Raw genomic sequence first — 17,664 nt, 5'->3', positions numbered from 1 at the left:
GGCGTGCAGCCGCCAATTTGTACGACATAGCCATACATGACGAAGGAGGGTTGCTCCTTGTTGGACGTGAACAACTTCGAGTATATGAAAATCGGGCTTGCCTCGCCTGATAAAATTCGCTCTTGGTCCCGCGGAGAAGTCAAAAAACCGGAGACGATCAACTATAGGACGTTAAAACCGGAGAAAGAGGGTCTTTTCTGCGAAAAGATCTTCGGGCCTACAAAAGACTGGGAATGCCATTGCGGTAAATACAAACGCGTTCGTTATAAAGGCGTTGTCTGTGACCGCTGCGGCGTTGAAGTTACACGCGCGAAAGTACGCCGCGAGCGTATGGGCCATATCGAGCTTGCTGCTCCAGTATCGCATATCTGGTACTTTAAAGGCATTCCAAGCCGTATGGGCCTTGCGCTTGACATGTCGCCTCGTTCCCTTGAGGAGATCATTTATTTTGCATCCTATGTCGTAACCGACCCAGGTGATACGCCGCTTGAGAAAAAACAACTGCTGTCGGAGAAAGAATACCGCAGCTACCGTGAGAAATATGGTTATGGCTTCCAAGCGAGCATGGGTGCCGAAGCAGTTAAAAAATTGCTGCAGGACATCGATGTAGAAAAAGAACTGGAGACACTTAAAGAAGAATTGCGCACGGCTCAAGGCCAACGCCGCAATCGTGCGATTAAGCGTCTTGAAGTTATCGAAGCCTTCCGCAACTCCGGCAATGAGCCGGAATGGATGATTCTCGACGTGCTTCCGGTTATCCCGCCAGAGCTTCGTCCGATGGTACAGCTGGACGGCGGACGTTTCGCAACGTCTGACCTGAACGACCTGTACCGCCGTGTTATTAACCGTAACAACCGTCTGAAACGCTTGCTTGACCTGGGCGCTCCGGACATTATCGTTCAGAACGAGAAGCGCATGCTGCAGGAAGCGGTTGACGCCCTCATCGATAACGGCCGCCGCGGCCGTCCGGTAACAGGCCCAGGCAACCGTCCTTTGAAATCCCTCAGCCACATGCTGAAAGGTAAACAAGGCCGTTTCCGCCAGAACTTGCTCGGTAAACGGGTTGACTATTCTGGTCGTTCCGTTATCGTCGTAGGACCAAACCTGAAAATGTTCCAATGCGGTCTTCCTAAAGAGATGGCGCTGGAGCTGTTCAAGCCTTTCGTTATGAAAGAGCTTGTGAACAAAGGCCTGGCTCACAATATCAAGAGCGCAAAACGCAAAGTTGAACGCGTTAGCCCGGAAGTTTGGGACGTTCTTGAAGAAGTAATCAAGGAGCATCCGGTTCTACTCAACCGTGCCCCTACGCTTCACCGTCTCGGTATCCAGGCGTTTGAACCGATTCTGGTTGAAGGCCGCGCCATCAAGCTTCATCCGCTCGTATGTACCGCTTATAACGCGGACTTCGACGGTGACCAAATGGCCGTTCACGTACCGCTGTCGGCAGAAGCGCAAGCTGAAGCACGTCTCCTGATGCTCGCATCGGGCAACATCTTGAACCCGAAAGACGGCAAACCGGTTGTTACGCCATCCCAGGATATGGTTCTCGGATCGTACTACTTGACGATGGATAACAAAGAAGCAAAAGGTTCCGGATCGGTGTTCGCTACCGTGAACGAAGCAATCTCCGCATACCAACGCGGCATTGTATCGCTTCATGCGCGTGTATTCGTGCCTGCTAAAGTACTGAAGAAAACCATCTTTACGGAGCAGCAGCAGAACTCCCTGATTTGTACGACTGTCGGTAAAGTTATTTTCAACGAAATCTTCCCGGAAGATTTCCCTTACATCAACGAAGCTACCAAAGCGAACTTGCTGCAAGGTACGCCGGATAAGTATTTTGTCTATGAAAAAGGCAGCGACTTGAACAAAATCATGAATGAGTTGCCAATTGCCGGCGGTGTCGGCAAAGAGTATCTCGGCAATATCATCGGCGAGTGCTTCCGTATCTACCATACAACCTTGACTTCGGTTATTCTTGACCGGATCAAGCAGCTTGGCTTTACGTACTCCACCCGTGCCGGTATTACCGTTGCGGTAGCGGACGTTGTCGTTCCGGAGGAAAAAGTCGAGATTCTGAAAGAATCGGATGCTAAAGTAGCAGTCGTCATGAATCAGTACCGCCGCGGTCTGATCACGAACGAGGAACGCTATGACCGTGTTATCGAAATCTGGTCCAAATCGAAAGACCAAATTACCGATATCCTCATGAAGTCGATGGACCGTTACAATTCCATCATGCTCATGGTGGACTCCAAAGCACGGGGTAACAAATCGCAGATCGCCCAGCTCGGCGGTATGCGCGGTCTGATGGCCAACCCATCCGGTCGTATCATCGAGTTGCCAATCAAATCGAACTTCCGTGAAGGCCTTACCGTCCTCGAGTACTTCATCTCGACGCACGGTGCCCGTAAAGGTCTGGCCGATACGGCGCTTCGTACCGCTGACTCGGGTTACTTGACCCGCCGTCTCGTAGACGTTGCGCAGGACGTTATCGTCCGCGAAGACGATTGCGGTACGGATAAAGGCTTTACCGTTAGCAAAATTCAAGACGGCAAAGAGGTTATCGAGGATCTGTACGACCGTATCGAAGGCCGTTACTCGTTCGAAACAATCCGTCATCCGAAAACGGGTGAGGTTATTGTCAAGAAGAGCGAGCTGATCGACTCCGGCAAAGCCGATGCGATTATCGATGCAGGTATCGAGAAGCTTCAAATCCGCTCTGTTCTTAGCTGTCGCGCCCGTCATGGCGTATGTAAAGTATGCTATGGCCGTAACTTGGCGACCGGCAAGCACGTTGAGATCGGCGAAGCGGTAGGCATTATCGCGGCGCAATCCATCGGAGAACCGGGAACACAGCTGACAATGCGTACATTCCATACCGGCGGCGTTGCCGGCGACGATATTACGCAAGGTTTGCCGCGTATCCAGGAGCTTTTCGAGGCGCGTAATCCGAAAGGTCAAGCGATCATTACGGAGCTCGACGGTGTCGTTAAAGAAATTCGCGAGGCGAAAGACCGCCGCGAAATCGAAGTCCAAGGCGAAGCAGAAACGAAAGTCTACGCTATTACGTACGGCTCGCGTATCCGTGTAACCGAAGGCCAGCAAATCGAAGCAGGCGACGAGCTTACAGACGGTTCGATCGATCCTAAAGATATGCTGCGTATTAAAGGTATCCGCGGCGTTCAAAACTACATTTTGCAAGAAGTACAACGCGTATACCGTAACCAAGGCGTAGAAATTAACGACAAGCACGTTGAGGTTATGGTTAAGCAAATGCTTCGCAAAATCCGTATCGTTGACGCTGGCGACACCACGCTTCTTCCAGGCGCATTTGTTGACATCCACGAATACGAAGCAGCTAACCGCGAAGCCATCTTTGCAGGTCTTGAGCCTGCCGTTGCGAAGCCGGTATTGCTTGGTATTACGAAGGCGTCCCTTGAAACAGATTCGTTCTTGTCCGCGGCATCGTTCCAAGAAACGACCCGCGTCCTGACCGACGCTGCTATCAAAGGGAAAGTCGACCAATTGCTAGGTCTGAAAGAGAACGTTATTATCGGTAAGCTGATCCCGGCCGGTACAGGTATGAACCGTTACCGCAGCATCAAGCTGGTAGGCCTTGAAGATGAGCCTGAAGCAACAGCGGAAGGCGAATTGGAATCCGAAGCTGTAACGATCGAATAGGAACCGCATATTTTGTAATAGATGAGGAGAGCGCGGCATTCGGCAGGGATGGTTGGTCTTCCCTGTTGATGCCCGCTCTTTTACATGTATAATAATTAATGGGCCTTACCTTTAACCGTGAAAATGAGTTAACCAAAACTTTGCAATTGGACAGGGTGTATTACAGCTTGACACTTCTAGATGTAGGTGATACTATATCGAAGTGTGCCTAATTGTGTGATCGCTCTACCGCAATAGGAAAGGTGATATCATGCAGTTTAAGGTTGGCGCGAAACAGACGACTAAGATGCTTGAACAGAGTAAAGCTATCGAAGTCTATGTGGCTCGTGATGCAGATCCGCGGATGAGAGAGAAGATCGTTCATCTGTGCGAGCGGTTGAGTGTTCCGGTCAAGTGGATAGATACGATGCAAGAACTCGGGGAAACCTGCGGGATTGATGTCGGAGCCGCTATGGCAGCGCTCATACTTGATGAAGAATAAAGTAGACTCTATTTTTGTTGGTGCAGAATTGAAAGATGATGGACTGACAGAAATTTTTATTTGTTCTTTTATGAACCGCCTGGATCTGTGGGCTTAATTAATTGGGTAAAATGTCTTGCCATTAATAAGACATAATCATGGGAAGGGGGTGGCAACATGCCAACAATTAACCAGCTGGTCCGCAAAGGCCGCCAAGCTAAAGTCGTAAAATCGAAATCGCCTGCTTTGCAAAGAGGTTTTAACGCCTTGAAACGTGAAGCAACGAACATCAGCGCTCCGCAAAAACGCGGTGTGTGCACTCGTGTAGGTACTATGACTCCGAAGAAACCGAACTCCGCACTTCGTAAATATGCGCGCGTACGTTTGACGAACCGCGTAGAAGTAACGGCGTACATTCCAGGTATCGGTCACAACCTGCAAGAACACAGCGTTGTATTGATCCGTGGTGGACGCGTAAAAGACCTTCCGGGTGTACGTTACCATATTGTTCGCGGCGCATTGGATACTGCGGGTGTTAACAACCGCAACCAAGCTCGTTCGAAATACGGTACTAAACGCCCTAAAGTTAAAAAATAATATTAGCAACTTGTTCGGATAAATATTCGGATATTGCGACTAACTAAGAAAGGGGGACTTTCTCATGCCACGCAAAGGTCCTGTTACAAAACGCGACGTATTGCCGGATCCGGTTTACAATAGCAAACTGGTAACCCGCCTTATCAACCGCATCATGATCGACGGCAAACGCGGCGTTGCTCAAACGCTGTTGTATGATGCTTTCACGCTGATCCAAGAACGCACGGGTAAAGATCCAATGGAAGTGTTCGAAGAAGCGTTGAAAAACATCATGCCTGTACTCGAGGTTAAAGCTCGCCGTGTCGGCGGTTCCAACTACCAAGTACCGGTTGAAGTTAAACCAGAGCGTCGTACATCGCTTGGTCTCCGTTGGCTCGTGAACTACTCGCGCAACCGCGGTGAAAAAACGATGGAAGAGCGTCTGGCTGCAGAAATCATGGACGCATCGAACAACACTGGCGCATCCGTGAAGAAGCGCGAAGACACACACAAAATGGCAGAAGCGAACAAAGCGTTTGCTCACTACCGTTGGTAGGATTTTAACCAAAATGTTTGAGTTTAACTCAAAACACGAGAGGAGACAAATTCATGTCTAGAGAGTTCTCCTTGAATAATACGCGTAACATCGGGATCATGGCGCATATCGATGCTGGTAAAACAACAACCACTGAGCGTATCTTGTTCTACACAGGCCGTACTCACAAAATCGGTGAAGTGCACGAAGGTGCTGCAACGATGGACTGGATGGAGCAAGAGCAAGAGCGCGGTATTACAATTACGTCTGCCGCGACTACTGCTCAATGGAAAGGCAACCGCATCAATATCATCGACACCCCGGGGCACGTTGACTTCACAGTAGAAGTTGAACGTTCCCTGCGCGTATTGGATGGGGCCGTTGGCGTATTCAGTGCCAAAGAAGGCGTTGAGCCACAGTCTGAAACGGTATGGCGTCAAGCAGACCGTTATGGCGTTCCACGGATCGCCTACATCAACAAGATGGACATCATCGGTGCAGACTATCTGAATGTTATTAAAGACATGCGGGACCGTCTGCAAGCAAATGCTGTAGCGATTCAATTGCCGATGGGCGCTGAAAGTGATTTCGTAGGCGTTATCGACATCGTTGAACGCAAAGCATATAAGTACAAAGATGACCTCGGGAAAGATCCTGAAGTTATCGAAATCCCTGCAGAATATGCAGATAAAGTCGAAGAGCTTCGCACCGATCTGATCGAGCGCGTAGCTGAACTGGACGAAGAATTGACTATGAAATATCTGGAAGGCGAAGAAATTACGATTCCGGAAATTAAAGCAGCGCTCCGCAAGGGCGTTTGTGAAGTTAAGATCTTCCCGGTTGTAGCAGGTTCTTCGTACCGCAACAAAGGTGTTCAAATGATGTTGGACGCAGTAGTAGACTACCTGCCATCCCCGCTCGACGTACCGGCTATCAAAGGTACACTCGAAGACGGCGAAGAGTCGGTACGTCATTCTTCTGACGAAGAGCCGTTCGCGGCACTCGCGTTCAAAATCATGACTGACCCTTACGTTGGTAAACTGACGTTCTTCCGTGTATACTCGGGTATCTTGAAATCCGGTTCGTACGTTCTTAACGCAACTAAGAACAAACGTGAGCGGATCGGACGTATCCTGCAGATGCATGCGAACAGCCGTCAAGAGATTTCGGAAGTTTACTCCGGCGATATCGCTGCCGCAGTAGGTCTGAAAGATACCATTACAGGCGACACACTGTGCGACGAGAAGAACCCGATCATTCTTGAATCGATGAACTTCCCTGAGCCGGTTATCTCGGTAGCTATCGAACCAAAAACGAAAGCTGACCAAGACAAGCTGGGTATCGCAATTTCCAAACTGGCTGAAGAAGATCCAACGTTCCGTGCTCATACAGACGAAGAAACGAACCAAACGATCATCTCGGGTATGGGTGAGCTTCACCTTGAAATCCTGGTTGACCGTATGCTTCGCGAATTCAAAGTTGAGACTAACGTTGGTAAACCTCAAGTAGCTTACCGTGAAACATTCCGTACTGCGGCTAAGGTTGAAGGTAAATTCGTTCGTCAGTCCGGCGGTAAAGGTCAATATGGCCATTGTTGGGTTGAATTCACTCCGCAAGAGCCAGGTCAAGGCTTCGTATTCGAGAATAAAGTTGTTGGTGGATCGATTCCTCGTGAATTTATCGCTCCTATCCAAGCAGGTATCGAAGAGTCGATGAAGAACGGCGTACTCGCTGGCTTCCCGCTCGTTGATGTTAAAGCAACTGTATTCGACGGTTCGTACCATGACGTTGACTCCTCGGAGATGGCGTTCAAAATCGCTGGTTCCATGGCGCTTAAAGCTGCCAAGGAAAAATGTAACCCAGTTCTTCTTGAGCCAATCATGAAGGTTGAAGTTACAGTGCCAGAAGAGTACATGGGCGACGTTATGGGTATGCTGAACTCCCGTCGCGGTCGTATCGAAGGTATGGATACTCGTGCAGGCGCACAAATCATCCGTGCTAAGGTACCTCTTGCAGAGATGTTCGGTTACTCCACAACTCTTCGTTCCGGTACGCAAGGCCGTGGCGTATTCTCCATGGAGCTCTCGCACTATGAAGAAGTACCACGTTCGATCTCGGAAGAGATTATCGCGAAAAACAAAGGCGCTTAATTATTAAGCCCTTAAATTCATACCTTCGGTATGCAAGGCCGGGCACAAATTCCTTAAGGCATTTGTGTTTGGCCCACACATAAAACTTCAGTTATATTAAGGAGGATTAAGTTCAATGGCAAAGGCTAAATTTGAACGTAATAAACCGCACGTAAATATCGGTACTATTGGTCACGTCGACCATGGTAAAACTACTTTGACTGCTGCTATCACTACTGTACTTTCCAAAAAATACGGTGGCGCGGCAATCGCTTTCGACCAAATCGACAAAGCTCCAGAAGAGCGCGAGCGCGGTATCACGATCTCGACAGCTCACGTTGAGTATGAGACTCCTAACCGTCACTACGCTCACGTTGACTGCCCAGGTCACGCCGACTACGTTAAAAACATGATCACTGGTGCTGCTCAAATGGACGGCGCTATCCTGGTTGTATCCGCAGCTGACGGCCCTATGCCGCAAACTCGCGAGCACATCCTTCTGTCCCGCCAAGTAGGCGTACCTTACATCGTTGTATTCCTAAACAAATGCGACATGGTTGAAGACGAAGAGCTTCTTGAACTGGTTGAGATGGAAGTTCGCGACCTTCTTAACGAGTATGAGTTCCCAGGCGACGACACTCCAATCATCCGTGGTGCAGCTCGTGAAGCTCTGCAAAACCCAGATGGTCCTTGGGCTGACAAAATCGTTGAACTGTTCGAACAAGTTGACACTTACATCCCAACTCCTGAGCGCGACACAGCTAAGCCTTTCCTGATGCCTGTCGAGGACGTATTCACAATCACTGGCCGCGGTACAGTTGCTACTGGCCGTATCGACCGTGGTGTGGTTAAAGTTGGCGACGAGGTTGAAATCGTTGGTCTGGCTGAAGAAACTCGCAAATCCGTTGTTACGGGCGTAGAAATGTTCCGTAAACTGATGGACTCCGCTCAAGCGGGCGACAACATCGGCGCACTGCTTCGCGGTGTAGACCGTAAAGACATCGAGCGTGGTCAAGTATTGGCTAAACCGGCTTCCGTTAAGCCACACACTAACTTCACTGCTCAAATCTACGTTCTGACTAAAGAAGAGGGTGGCCGTCATAAGCCTTTCTTCACTGGTTACCGTCCACAATTCTATTTCCGTACAACTGACGTAACAGGTATCATCAACCTGCCAGAAGGTACTGAAATGGTTATGCCTGGCGACAACATCACAGTTACTGTAGAACTGATCGCTCCAATCGCGGTTGAAGAAGGAACTCGTTTCTCCATCCGTGAAGGCGGCCGTACTGTAGGCGCTGGCGCTGTTGCAACTATCCAAAAATAATAAAGTGCGGCCTAAGCCGCGCTTTATGAACCCTCTGCCGCTGGCAGAGGGTTTTTTACTTCCAGATAAAACCCACCATTGACGTATAACTTTACATGCCATTAGAATTAATGGATAAGCGTCTATCGACGTTATTCGAAGTATTCAGACAAATATCCAACTGGGAGGGGCAATCTAGAAATGAAAAAGAAATGGTTGGTACCGCTTGCTTTAGTACTTTTGCTCATTACAGCAGCATGTGGGAACAGTGGTAAAAGCAACAACGAGAACAGCAGCTCCGGCAACGCCGCAAACGCAGGCGCTTCGGATGCGAAGAAATCGTACAAGATCTCGATTTCTCAGATCGTTGAGCATCCGTCTCTCGACGCAACGAAGGAAGGTTTTCTTGCAGCGTTAAAGGATGAAGGTTTTGTAGAAGGGGATAATTTGACGGTAGACTTTAATACCGCGCAAGGCGATCAAACGAATAACCTGTCGATCGCTCAAAAAATCGCCGGCGCTAAAGCCGATCTTGCTCTTGGTATCGCAACTCCATCGGCACAGGCGCTTGTGCAAGCTTACACGAATGCCGGCAATAAAGGTCCGGTATTGTTCGCGGCCGTAACGGATCCGCTTTCCGCAGATCTGGTTTCCGATCTGGATGCTCCAGGAGGCAACGTAACTGGCGCTTCCGATACCAATCCGGATGCAGCTGTACAGCTGATGGATTTCATCGCTGCTAACTTCCCTAACGTGAAGAAGGTTGGCTTGGTCATTAACAAAGGCGAGAGCAATGCCGTAGTTATGGCTGCTACTGCGAAAGAAGCACTTGCTAAACACAACATCGAACTGATTGAAGCACCGGTTACAAACACATCCGAAGTAAAGCAAGCCGGTGAATCTCTCATTGGTAAAGTAGACGCTATGTATATCACTCTTGATAACGTGGTTGTATCGGGTGTAGATGCGCTTCTGCAGCTGGCGAAGCAAAACCATATTCCGTTCTTCTCGAGTGACCGCGATACGGTTGAGAAAGGCGCTTTTGCTACTGTAGGCTTTAAATACTATGACCATGGCTACCAAGTAGGTCAAATGGCCGCCGAAATTCTGAAGGGTAAAAATCCGGGCGAGATGAAAGTGACGAAGCCGGACAAGCTCGACCTGATCTTGAACCTGAAGGCAGCTGCTGATGAAGGCATTACCGTAACTGACGCTATGAAAGCCGGAGTTAAAGATCCGGATAATAATATCATTCAATAAAAAGTTGAGAACGGGGTAAACGCTCCCTTGCGTTCATCCCGTTCTCTTATTATGTGGAGGAGGTGCCCCGGTGCCAGTATGGTTAAATGGTGCTTTTGAGCTAGGTTTGCTTTATTCCTTAATGGCTCTAGGCGTTTATATTACATTTCGCATCCTTGATTTTCCCGATCTCACGGTTGATGCAAGTTTTACAACCGGAGCAGGGGTAGCAGCAGTTCTGATTACGAACGGCACTTCGCCATGGCTCGCATGCCTTGCGGCATTTGGCGCCGGAGCTGCCGCAGGTGCGATTACGGGCTTGCTGCACACGAAAGGCAAAATCAACGGATTGTTATCCGGTATTCTGATGATGATCGCGCTCTATTCCGTTAACATGCGGATTATGGGCAAGCCGAACATCGGACTTATGGGATCGGACATCTCGACTGTCTTCTCGGGAGTTAAGGTTTTAGTGCTTATGCCGATAGTCGTTGTTATTATTAAGGTTCTTCTTGATTTGTTCTTCAAGACGGATCTTGGTTTGAGTCTTCGGGCTACTGGCGACAACGAACGCATGATTCGCAGTTTTGGTACAAATACGGATACGACCAAGATTCTTGGTATTGCTCTGTCAAACGGTCTAGTTGCTTTGTCGGGTTCTTTTGTCGCACAGCAAAGTGGATTTGCCGATATCACGATGGGTGTCGGAATGATCGTTATCGGTCTGGCATCGGTTATTATCGGTGAAGCTCTGTTTGGAGCAAAAACCGTATTCCGCGCGACACTGGCGGTTGTGCTTGGTTCGATCGTCTATCGTATTATTATCGGTCTCGCTTATCAGAGCGATTTCTTCGAAGCATCCGATCTTAAGCTGATCACCGCCGTTATCGTTATTATCGCGCTTGTCTTCCCGTCTCTGCAGAAATCGTGGAAGCAAAAGAGGATGGCGCAAAAACGCACAGCAGCTCTTTTGAATAGCATTGAACAAAAAGGGGCGGACGCTGATGCTGGAAATATCCAAAGTATCAAAGCTTTTTAACCCGGGTACATTAGATGAAAAGACAGCCCTTGTGAATACGAACCTGGCGATGAAGCCGGGAGACTTTATAACGGTTATCGGAAGTAACGGTGCCGGCAAGTCGACATTGATGAATATCATCTCGGGCGTGATGAAGCCGGATACCGGCGAGGTCCGGATCGAGGGCAAAAATATTAGCAATCTGCCGGAGTTCCGCAGAAGCAAATGGATCGGCCGCGTATTCCAGGACCCGATGGCCGGTACGGCTCCAAGGATGTCCATTGAAGAGAATCTGGCGATGGCCTATACGCGCGGGAAGCAGCGCGGGTTCTCGCTGAGCATCAACCGTGGACGCCGCGCTATTTTTAAGGAACAGCTATCCCGTCTCGGTATCGGACTCGAGAATCGCTTAAGCGCCAAGGTTGGCCTATTATCGGGCGGTGAACGTCAGGCGCTTAGCCTACTGATGGCTACCTTTACGAAGCCGCAGATTCTTCTGCTCGATGAGCATACGGCGGCTCTTGACCCTGCGCGTGCGGAGCTCATCACAACGCTGACCGAAACGCTTGTGCGCGAGATGAACCTGACAACCTTGATGGTTACCCACAACATGGAACAGGCCATCCGTCTCGGCAACCGCCTGATTATGATGGATAAAGGCAGAATCATTCTTGAAGTCAACGAGGACCGGAAGAAAGATCTGACAGTAGAACGCCTGCTTGGCGAGTTCGAACAGATCAGCGGCAAAAAGATGGCCGACGACCGCGTCGTGCTTGGCTAATCACTCTAATATGGAAACGCAATGGCGAAAATGCTGTTGCGTTTCTTCTATTATATAGAAGCTATTTTTAAGGTCAAAAATGGATTTGAGAGTTTGTGCGTTATCGTGTATTATAGGCGAAGTGGAAAACACGGTTCGTCCAGGCGGCGGACGCGGGAAAGTCGAACATAAATCGTTGTTGCACCAAGCTGAGTAAAGATAGGAAAAGATATAACTTTCCCTTGCATTTGCCCAGCTGTTTCGGTATAATATTGACTGTTGGTCTGTGACGTTGCGATGATGTGAGAGGTTGCCGACACACCCGGCCCCTTTGCCATGGGGCATGTGCCGGGTTTTCTCACGGAGTATGTCCGATAAGAAATTGGGCGATAGAAGGAGGGACTTATATGGCAAAGCAAAAGATTCGTATTCGCTTGAAAGCATACGATCACAGAATTCTTGATCAATCCGCTGAGAAAATCGTGGAAACAGCAAAACGTTCCGGTGCAGGCGTATCCGGGCCGATTCCGCTTCCTACGGAAAAGCAAATCATCACTATTCTCCGTGCGGTGCACAAGTACAAGGATTCCCGGGAGCAATTCGAAATGCGTACACATAAACGCTTGATCGATATTGTTAACCCAACGCCGCAAACGGTTGATGCGTTGATGCGCCTGGATTTACCATCCGGTGTAGATATCGAAATCAAACTGTAATAAGCATAGCTGATCATTGAAAGGAAAAGAGGTGTCAACATGAAAGGTATCTTAGGGAAAAAACTTGGTATGACGCAAGTGTTTACCGCTGAAGGTAATGTCGTTCCTGTAACGGTTATCGAAGCTGGTCCTTGTGTAGTTCTCCAGAAGAAAGATCAAGAGAACGATGGTTATGAAGCCGTACAATTCGGTTTCTCCGATAAGAAAGAAGCTAGAGCGATCAAGCCGGAAATCGGCCACGCAAAGAAAGCTAACACAGCTCCTAAGCGCTACGTTCGTGAAATTCGCGGAATTAACTTGGGCGAATATGAAGTTGGCCAAGAAGTGAAGGCTGATTTGTTCGCAGAGGGCGAGTTTGTTGACGTAACAGGTATTTCGAAAGGTAAAGGCTTCGCCGGCGTTATCAAACGTTGGGGACAAAGCACGGGTCCTATGGCTCACGGTTCCCGTTACCATCGTGGTCCTGGTTCCATGGGTTCGATTCAAGCGAACCGCGTACCAAAAGGCAAACACCTTCCTGGTCACATGGGTCATGAGACAGTTACGATCCAAAAACTCGAAATTATCCGTGTAGACGCTGAGCGCAATGTGATCCTTGTTAAAGGCTCCATTCCAGGTCCTAAAAACGGTTTCGTTAAAGTGAAACAAACAGTTAAGAACTAATTGCTTACAAGAAAGGAGGAACAAGAAATGCCTAAAGTTACAGTATTTAACGTGAGTGGCTCTGAAGTTGGTGAAATCGAATTGGCGGACAGCGTATTCGGTATTGAGCCTAACTCTCATGTTCTGCATAGCGCTGTACTGCTTCAGCAAGCTGCTGAACGTGCAGGCACGCATAAAACAAAAGGACGCTCTGAAGTACGCGGCGGCGGTCGTAAGCCTTGGAAACAAAAAGGTACTGGCCGTGCTCGTCAAGGTAGCATTCGTTCGCCACAATGGGTTGGCGGCGGTACAGTATTTGGACCGACTCCGCGCTCTTATGGCTTTAAACTTCCTAAGAAGGTTCGCCGTCTGGCGATTAAATCCGCATTGTCTTCCAAAGTGATCGCTAACGAGATTGTCGTTCTTGATCAATTGACATTCGCGGCTCCTAAAACGAAGGAATTCGCAGCAATCTTGAACAACCTGAAAGCTGATCGCAAAGCACTCGTTGTTTTGCCGGCTTATGATGACAATGTAGCATTGTCCGCTCGCAATATCCCAGGCGTGAAATTCGTCGCTGCTGACGGCATTAATGTTCTGGACGTATTGGTGCATGACAAGCTCATCATCACGAAAGAAGCGGTAGAGAAAGTACAGGAGGTGTTTGCATAATGAAAAATCCTCGCGATATTATCAAACGCCCTGTTATTACGGAGCGCACTAGCGACTTCATGGCGGTTAAACGCTACGTATTCGAAGTTGACCTTCGTGCGAACAAAACCGAAATTAAAGATGCTATCGAGCAAATCTTTAAAGTAAAAGTAACGAGCGTTAATACAATGCGTGTTGCAGGTAAGCCGAAGCGTTACGGCAAGTACAACGGCTACCGTCCAGATTGGAAAAAAGCAATCGTTCAGCTGAGCGCTGACAGCAAAGAACTCGAATTCTTTGAAACGTCTGTATAGAAAAGGAGGGAAACACAGTGCCAATCAAAAAGTATAAACCGACGTCCCCGGCTCGTCGTAACATGTCCGTTTCGACTTTTGAAGAGATCACAACAAGCACACCGGAGAAATCCTTGCTTGCTCCGCTTTTCAAAAAAGCTGGTCGTAATAACCAAGGTAAAATTACAGTTCGTCACCATGGCGGCGGACATAAACGTAAATACCGTATCATCGACTTCAAACGTACGAAAGATGGTGTTGTAGGTAAAGTTGCTTCGGTCGAATACGATCCGAACCGTACTTCCAACATCGCTCTGATCCACTACGTTGATGGTGAGAAAGCTTACATCATCGCACCGAAAGGTCTGAAAGTCGGCGATCAAGTTGTTTCCGGTCCTGATGCTGACATCAAAATCGGTAACGCTTTGCCACTTATCAACATTCCAGTGGGTACAGTTATCCACAACATCGAACTGAAACCAGGCAAAGGCGGACAATTGGTTCGCGCGGCTGGTACAGAAGCTCAACTTCTTGGTAAAGAAGGCGACTATGTATCGATCCGTCTGTCCTCCGGCGAAGTTCGTCGTATCCTGAGCACTTGCCGTGCAACAATCGGTTCCGTTGGCAACGAAGATCACGAACTCGTGAAAATCGGTAAAGCTGGCCGTTCCCGTTGGATGGGCAAACGTCCTGAAGTTCGCGGCGTAGTAATGAACCCGAACGATCACCCACACGGTGGTGGTGAAGGCCGTGCTCCAATCGGTCGTAAATCCCCTATGTCTCCTTGGGGCAAACCGACTCTTGGTTACAAAACACGCAAGAAGAAAAAAGCATCGAGCCAATATATTATTCGTCGTCGCACGAAGTAATAATCGCTTGTTTGCAAGCTGCGTGACTAACGGTCGCGCTACGTTTCCGCGAAGGGAGGACTCCAAATGGGTCGCAGTTTGAAAAAAGGTCCGTTTATTGACGGCCACCTGCTCAAAAAGGTCGAGGAATTGAACGAAACGAACAAAAAAGTCGTTATCAAGACTTGGTCCCGTCGCTCGACAATTTTCCCGCAATTCATCGGTCACACCATTGCAGTCTATGACGGCCGCAAGCATGTGCCGGTTTATGTTACGGAAGATATGGTTGGACACAAGTTCGGTGAGTTTGCACCGACTCGTACCTACAAAGGCCATGACGATGACAAGAAGACAGGTAGAAGATAATCTGCCTGAATTATTTTTTAATGTATGAGAGGAGGTTCATCCATGCCAGAAGCTAAAGCGCACGCTAATTTCGTACGCATTGCTCCTCGTAAAGCACAGCTGGTTGCGGACTTGATCCGTGGCAAGCAAGTAGGTGAAGCGATCGCGATTTTGCGTCATACACCGAAATCTGCTTCCCCAATCCTGGAGAAGTTGCTGAACTCTGCTATTGCTAACGCTGAGCATAACTACCAATTGGACGTGAACAAACTGGTTATCACGCAAGCATTCGTGAACCAAGGTCCGACAATGAAACGTTTCCGCCCTCGTGCAATGGGACGCGCAAGCCGGATCAACAAAAGAACCAGCCACATCACATTGGTTGTATCTGAAAAATAAGGAGGGATAACGTGTGGGTCAAAAGGTAAATCCGGTCGGTCTTCGTATCGGGATTATCCGTGATTGGGAATCCAAATGGTACGCTGGCAAAGACTTCGGCGATCTTCTGTTGGAAGACGTGAAAATTCGTGAATACCTGAAGAACAAACTGAAGGATGCGGCAGTATCCCACATCGAGATCGAGCGCGCGGCTAACCGCGTTAACGTAACGATTAACACTGCTAAGCCAGGCATGGTTATCGGCAAAGGCGGTTCTGAAGTAGAAAGCCTTCGTACGGAGCTTGGCAAAATCACTAAAGGCAAAAAAGTTCACATTAACATTTCCGAAATCAAACAAGCAGATCTGGACGCTATTCTCGTAGCTGAAAGCATCGCGCAACAACTGGAGCGTCGTGTTTCTTTCCGTCGTGCTTTGAAACAAGCGATCCAACGTTCGATGCGTGCAGGCGCTAAAGGGATTAAGACTGCTGTCAGCGGTCGTCTCGGCGGTGCTGAAATTGCTCGTTCGGAAGGCTACAGCGAAGGTACAGTACCGCTTCATACACTGCGCGCAGACATCGACTACGGCACAGCTGAAGCACATACAACTTACGGCCGTATCGGCGTAAAAGTATGGATCTATCGCGGCGAAGTCCTTCCAGCTAAGAAGAAAGCTCCCCAGGAAGGAGGCAACTAATCATGTTGGTACCTAAACGTGTCAAACACCGTAAGCAACAACGCGGAAATATGAGAGGTCGCGCTAAAGGCGGCACTGAAGTAGCTTTCGGCGAATACGGCTTGCAAGCTCTTGAACCAACTTGGATTACGAACCGCCAAATCGAAGCGGCTCGTATCGCAATGACTCGTTATATCAAACGTGGCGGTAAAGTGTGGATTAAAATCTTCCCTCATAAACCGATCACTCAAAAGCCTCTCGAAGTTCGGATGGGTAGCGGTAAAGGTAACGTTGAGAAATGGGTTGCAGTCGTGAAACCAGGCAAGATCATGTTCGAACTCGCTGGTGTTTCCGAAGAAGTCGCTCGTGAAGCGATGCGCCTCGCGTCCCACAAACTGCCGATCAAAACGAAGTTCGTGAAACGCGAAGAAGTAGGTGGTGAAGCAAATGAAAGCTAGTGAATTTCGCAACCTAACCTCTGCTGAGATTGAACAAAAAATCGCTGGTTTTAAAGAAGAGCTTTTCAACCTTCGTTTCCAACTGGCTACAGGCCAACTGGAAAGCCCGACACGTATTCGTGACGTGCGCAAGAATATCGCTCGCGCTAAAACCATTTTGCATGAAAGACAACTCGGTATCAGCAGCTAATTTAGCTGTCCTTGACTTAGGGTTACCAAGGTTTAAGGAAGGAGGAAGAACATGAGCGAACGTAATGCCCGCAAAGTTCAAATCGGTAAAGTCGTTAGCGATAAAATGGATAAAACAATCGTTGTTGCCGTTGAAACATACAAAAAACACGATTTGTACCATAAACGCATCAAATACACGAAAAAGTTCAAAGCGCATGATGAGAACAATCAAGCGAAAATTGGCGATATCGTGAAAATCATGGAGACTCGTCCACTTTCGAAAGACAAACGCTTCAGACTGGTAGAAGTTGTTGAAGTGGCAGTTGTCCTTTAAGATGTTATAATCAGTGAATGAGCATTTTCCCGGAAGGAGGACGTTGAGATGATTCAACCATTTACTCGTTTGCGTGTTGCTGACAACTCCGGAGCTAAAGAACTGATGTGTATCCGTGTTCTTGGCGGTACTGGCCGTCGCGTAGGCGCTATCGGTGACCTGATCGTGTGCTCTGTAAAACAAGCAACACCAGGCGGCGTTGTCAAAAAAGGTGACGTTGTTAAAGCGGTTATCGTTCGTACGAAGCGTGCAGTTCGTCGTAAAGACGGTTCTTACATCGCATTCGATGAGAACGCAGCTGTAATCGTTAAAGAAGATAAGAGCCCGCGCGGTACTCGTATTTTTGGACCTGTTGCCCGTGAGCTTCGCGATAAAGATTTCATGAAAATCGTATCGCTTGCACCAGAGGTTATCTAAGACAAGTGCCCTGTGCATAACGGGGATC

Annotated in this window: 21 protein-coding genes; all 21 read left to right on the top strand. The window is 48.6% G+C overall.

What is annotated here, in order from left to right; all coding sequences use genetic code 11:
• Positions 1–36: 36 nt before the first annotated feature.
• The 21 genes from rpoC (at position 37) to rplN (ending at position 17,636) form a co-directional block, all read left to right on the top strand.
• On the top strand, positions 37–3,684 hold the full coding sequence (rpoC, locus tag WFK81_RS29280; RefSeq protein WP_442956106.1) for a DNA-directed RNA polymerase subunit beta': 3,648 nt from the start codon (positions 37–39) through the stop codon (positions 3,682–3,684).
• Between the two features lie 250 nt (positions 3,685–3,934).
• On the top strand, positions 3,935–4,165 hold the full coding sequence (locus WFK81_RS29275) for a ribosomal L7Ae/L30e/S12e/Gadd45 family protein (RefSeq protein ID WP_132313316.1): 231 nt from the start codon (positions 3,935–3,937) through the stop codon (positions 4,163–4,165).
• 156 nt (positions 4,166–4,321) lie between these two features.
• Complete coding sequence (gene rpsL, locus WFK81_RS29270; RefSeq protein WP_132313318.1) at positions 4,322–4,741, top strand: 30S ribosomal protein S12; 420 nt, start codon at positions 4,322–4,324, stop codon at positions 4,739–4,741.
• Positions 4,742–4,805: 64 nt separating this feature from the next.
• Positions 4,806–5,276 carry a 30S ribosomal protein S7 gene (gene rpsG / locus WFK81_RS29265; protein WP_132313320.1) on the top strand — a complete coding sequence of 157 codons (471 nt, stop codon included), beginning with the start codon at positions 4,806–4,808 and terminating at the stop codon, positions 5,274–5,276.
• Between the two features lie 53 nt (positions 5,277–5,329).
• Positions 5,330–7,405 (top strand): elongation factor G, encoded by a 2,076-nt coding sequence (gene fusA, locus WFK81_RS29260; protein WP_336790794.1) that lies wholly within the window; start codon positions 5,330–5,332, stop codon positions 7,403–7,405.
• A 115-nt stretch (positions 7,406–7,520) separates the two neighbouring features.
• Positions 7,521–8,711, top strand: coding sequence for an elongation factor Tu (gene tuf / locus WFK81_RS29255; RefSeq protein ID WP_127497486.1), 1,191 nt, complete (start codon positions 7,521–7,523; stop codon positions 8,709–8,711).
• 180 nt (positions 8,712–8,891) lie between these two features.
• A complete protein-coding gene (locus tag WFK81_RS29250) occupies positions 8,892–9,950 on the top strand; it encodes an ABC transporter substrate-binding protein (RefSeq protein WP_336790793.1) in 1,059 nt (352 codons plus the stop codon).
• A gap of 121 nt (positions 9,951–10,071) precedes the next feature.
• Positions 10,072–10,968, top strand: coding sequence for an ABC transporter permease (locus WFK81_RS29245; protein ID WP_442956108.1), 897 nt, complete (start codon positions 10,072–10,074; stop codon positions 10,966–10,968).
• On the top strand, positions 10,934–11,728 hold the full coding sequence (locus WFK81_RS29240; RefSeq protein ID WP_336790789.1) for an ABC transporter ATP-binding protein: 795 nt from the start codon (positions 10,934–10,936) through the stop codon (positions 11,726–11,728). The genes WFK81_RS29245 and WFK81_RS29240 overlap by 35 nt, the downstream gene beginning before the upstream one ends.
• Positions 11,729–12,114: 386 nt before the next feature.
• Positions 12,115–12,423, top strand: coding sequence for a 30S ribosomal protein S10 (gene rpsJ, locus WFK81_RS29235; RefSeq protein WP_005544556.1), 309 nt, complete (start codon positions 12,115–12,117; stop codon positions 12,421–12,423).
• Between the two features lie 39 nt (positions 12,424–12,462).
• Positions 12,463–13,086, top strand: a complete 624-nt coding sequence (rplC, locus tag WFK81_RS29230; protein WP_015847224.1) for a 50S ribosomal protein L3 — start codon at positions 12,463–12,465, stop codon at positions 13,084–13,086.
• A gap of 27 nt (positions 13,087–13,113) precedes the next feature.
• On the top strand, positions 13,114–13,737 hold the full coding sequence (gene rplD / locus WFK81_RS29225; RefSeq protein ID WP_015847223.1) for a 50S ribosomal protein L4: 624 nt from the start codon (positions 13,114–13,116) through the stop codon (positions 13,735–13,737).
• Positions 13,737–14,030 (top strand): 50S ribosomal protein L23, encoded by a 294-nt coding sequence (rplW, locus tag WFK81_RS29220; RefSeq protein WP_127497493.1) that lies wholly within the window; start codon positions 13,737–13,739, stop codon positions 14,028–14,030. The genes rplD and rplW overlap by 1 nt, the downstream gene beginning before the upstream one ends.
• 17 nt (positions 14,031–14,047) lie before the next feature.
• Complete coding sequence (gene rplB / locus WFK81_RS29215; protein ID WP_336790787.1) at positions 14,048–14,878, top strand: 50S ribosomal protein L2; 831 nt, start codon at positions 14,048–14,050, stop codon at positions 14,876–14,878.
• A 66-nt stretch (positions 14,879–14,944) separates the two neighbouring features.
• Positions 14,945–15,223 (top strand): 30S ribosomal protein S19, encoded by a 279-nt coding sequence (gene rpsS / locus WFK81_RS29210; protein WP_156284261.1) that lies wholly within the window; start codon positions 14,945–14,947, stop codon positions 15,221–15,223.
• Between the two features lie 42 nt (positions 15,224–15,265).
• A complete protein-coding gene (gene rplV, locus WFK81_RS29205; RefSeq protein ID WP_015847219.1) occupies positions 15,266–15,601 on the top strand; it encodes a 50S ribosomal protein L22 in 336 nt (111 codons plus the stop codon).
• Between the two features lie 13 nt (positions 15,602–15,614).
• Positions 15,615–16,277 carry a 30S ribosomal protein S3 gene (rpsC, locus tag WFK81_RS29200; RefSeq protein WP_015847218.1) on the top strand — a complete coding sequence of 221 codons (663 nt, stop codon included), beginning with the start codon at positions 15,615–15,617 and terminating at the stop codon, positions 16,275–16,277.
• Positions 16,278–16,279: 2 nt separating this feature from the next.
• Positions 16,280–16,714 carry a 50S ribosomal protein L16 gene (gene rplP, locus WFK81_RS29195; protein ID WP_015847217.1) on the top strand — a complete coding sequence of 145 codons (435 nt, stop codon included), beginning with the start codon at positions 16,280–16,282 and terminating at the stop codon, positions 16,712–16,714.
• Positions 16,704–16,904 carry a 50S ribosomal protein L29 gene (rpmC, locus tag WFK81_RS29190; protein WP_091190718.1) on the top strand — a complete coding sequence of 67 codons (201 nt, stop codon included), beginning with the start codon at positions 16,704–16,706 and terminating at the stop codon, positions 16,902–16,904. The genes rplP and rpmC overlap by 11 nt, the downstream gene beginning before the upstream one ends.
• A gap of 51 nt (positions 16,905–16,955) precedes the next feature.
• Positions 16,956–17,219: a 30S ribosomal protein S17 gene (rpsQ, locus tag WFK81_RS29185; protein ID WP_015847215.1), complete on the top strand. Its 264-nt coding sequence runs from the start codon at positions 16,956–16,958 to the stop codon at positions 17,217–17,219.
• A 48-nt stretch (positions 17,220–17,267) separates the two neighbouring features.
• Positions 17,268–17,636 (top strand): 50S ribosomal protein L14, encoded by a 369-nt coding sequence (rplN, locus tag WFK81_RS29180; RefSeq protein WP_015847214.1) that lies wholly within the window; start codon positions 17,268–17,270, stop codon positions 17,634–17,636.
• Positions 17,637–17,664: the final 28 nt, after the last annotated feature.

Source organism: Paenibacillus sp. MMO-177 (assembly GCF_037147795.1).
Lineage (GTDB): Bacteria > Bacillota > Bacilli > Paenibacillales > Paenibacillaceae > Pristimantibacillus.
This window is presented reverse-complemented; position numbering and strand designations above follow the sequence as displayed.

What these genes read in the sequence shown, in the direction of transcription:
- rpoC (WP_442956106.1), top strand. Translation starts at nt 37, where the DNA reads ATGACGAAGGAGGGTTGCTCCTTGTTGGACGTGAACAACTTCGAGTAT.
- WFK81_RS29275 (WP_132313316.1), top strand. Translation starts at nt 3,935, where the DNA reads ATGCAGTTTAAGGTTGGCGCGAAACAGACGACTAAGATGCTTGAACAG.
- rpsL (WP_132313318.1), top strand. Translation starts at nt 4,322, where the DNA reads ATGCCAACAATTAACCAGCTGGTCCGCAAAGGCCGCCAAGCTAAAGTC.
- rpsG (WP_132313320.1), top strand. Translation starts at nt 4,806, where the DNA reads ATGCCACGCAAAGGTCCTGTTACAAAACGCGACGTATTGCCGGATCCG.
- fusA (WP_336790794.1), top strand. Translation starts at nt 5,330, where the DNA reads ATGTCTAGAGAGTTCTCCTTGAATAATACGCGTAACATCGGGATCATG.
- tuf (WP_127497486.1), top strand. Translation starts at nt 7,521, where the DNA reads ATGGCAAAGGCTAAATTTGAACGTAATAAACCGCACGTAAATATCGGT.
- WFK81_RS29250 (WP_336790793.1), top strand. Translation starts at nt 8,892, where the DNA reads ATGAAAAAGAAATGGTTGGTACCGCTTGCTTTAGTACTTTTGCTCATT.
- WFK81_RS29245 (WP_442956108.1), top strand. Translation starts at nt 10,072, where the DNA reads ATGGCTCTAGGCGTTTATATTACATTTCGCATCCTTGATTTTCCCGAT.
- WFK81_RS29240 (WP_336790789.1), top strand. Translation starts at nt 10,934, where the DNA reads ATGCTGGAAATATCCAAAGTATCAAAGCTTTTTAACCCGGGTACATTA.
- rpsJ (WP_005544556.1), top strand. Translation starts at nt 12,115, where the DNA reads ATGGCAAAGCAAAAGATTCGTATTCGCTTGAAAGCATACGATCACAGA.
- rplC (WP_015847224.1), top strand. Translation starts at nt 12,463, where the DNA reads ATGAAAGGTATCTTAGGGAAAAAACTTGGTATGACGCAAGTGTTTACC.
- rplD (WP_015847223.1), top strand. Translation starts at nt 13,114, where the DNA reads ATGCCTAAAGTTACAGTATTTAACGTGAGTGGCTCTGAAGTTGGTGAA.
- rplW (WP_127497493.1), top strand. Translation starts at nt 13,737, where the DNA reads ATGAAAAATCCTCGCGATATTATCAAACGCCCTGTTATTACGGAGCGC.
- rpsS (WP_156284261.1), top strand. Translation starts at nt 14,945, where the DNA reads ATGGGTCGCAGTTTGAAAAAAGGTCCGTTTATTGACGGCCACCTGCTC.
- rplV (WP_015847219.1), top strand. Translation starts at nt 15,266, where the DNA reads ATGCCAGAAGCTAAAGCGCACGCTAATTTCGTACGCATTGCTCCTCGT.
- rplP (WP_015847217.1), top strand. Translation starts at nt 16,280, where the DNA reads ATGTTGGTACCTAAACGTGTCAAACACCGTAAGCAACAACGCGGAAAT.
- rpmC (WP_091190718.1), top strand. Translation starts at nt 16,704, where the DNA reads ATGAAAGCTAGTGAATTTCGCAACCTAACCTCTGCTGAGATTGAACAA.
- rpsQ (WP_015847215.1), top strand. Translation starts at nt 16,956, where the DNA reads ATGAGCGAACGTAATGCCCGCAAAGTTCAAATCGGTAAAGTCGTTAGC.
- rplN (WP_015847214.1), top strand. Translation starts at nt 17,268, where the DNA reads ATGATTCAACCATTTACTCGTTTGCGTGTTGCTGACAACTCCGGAGCT.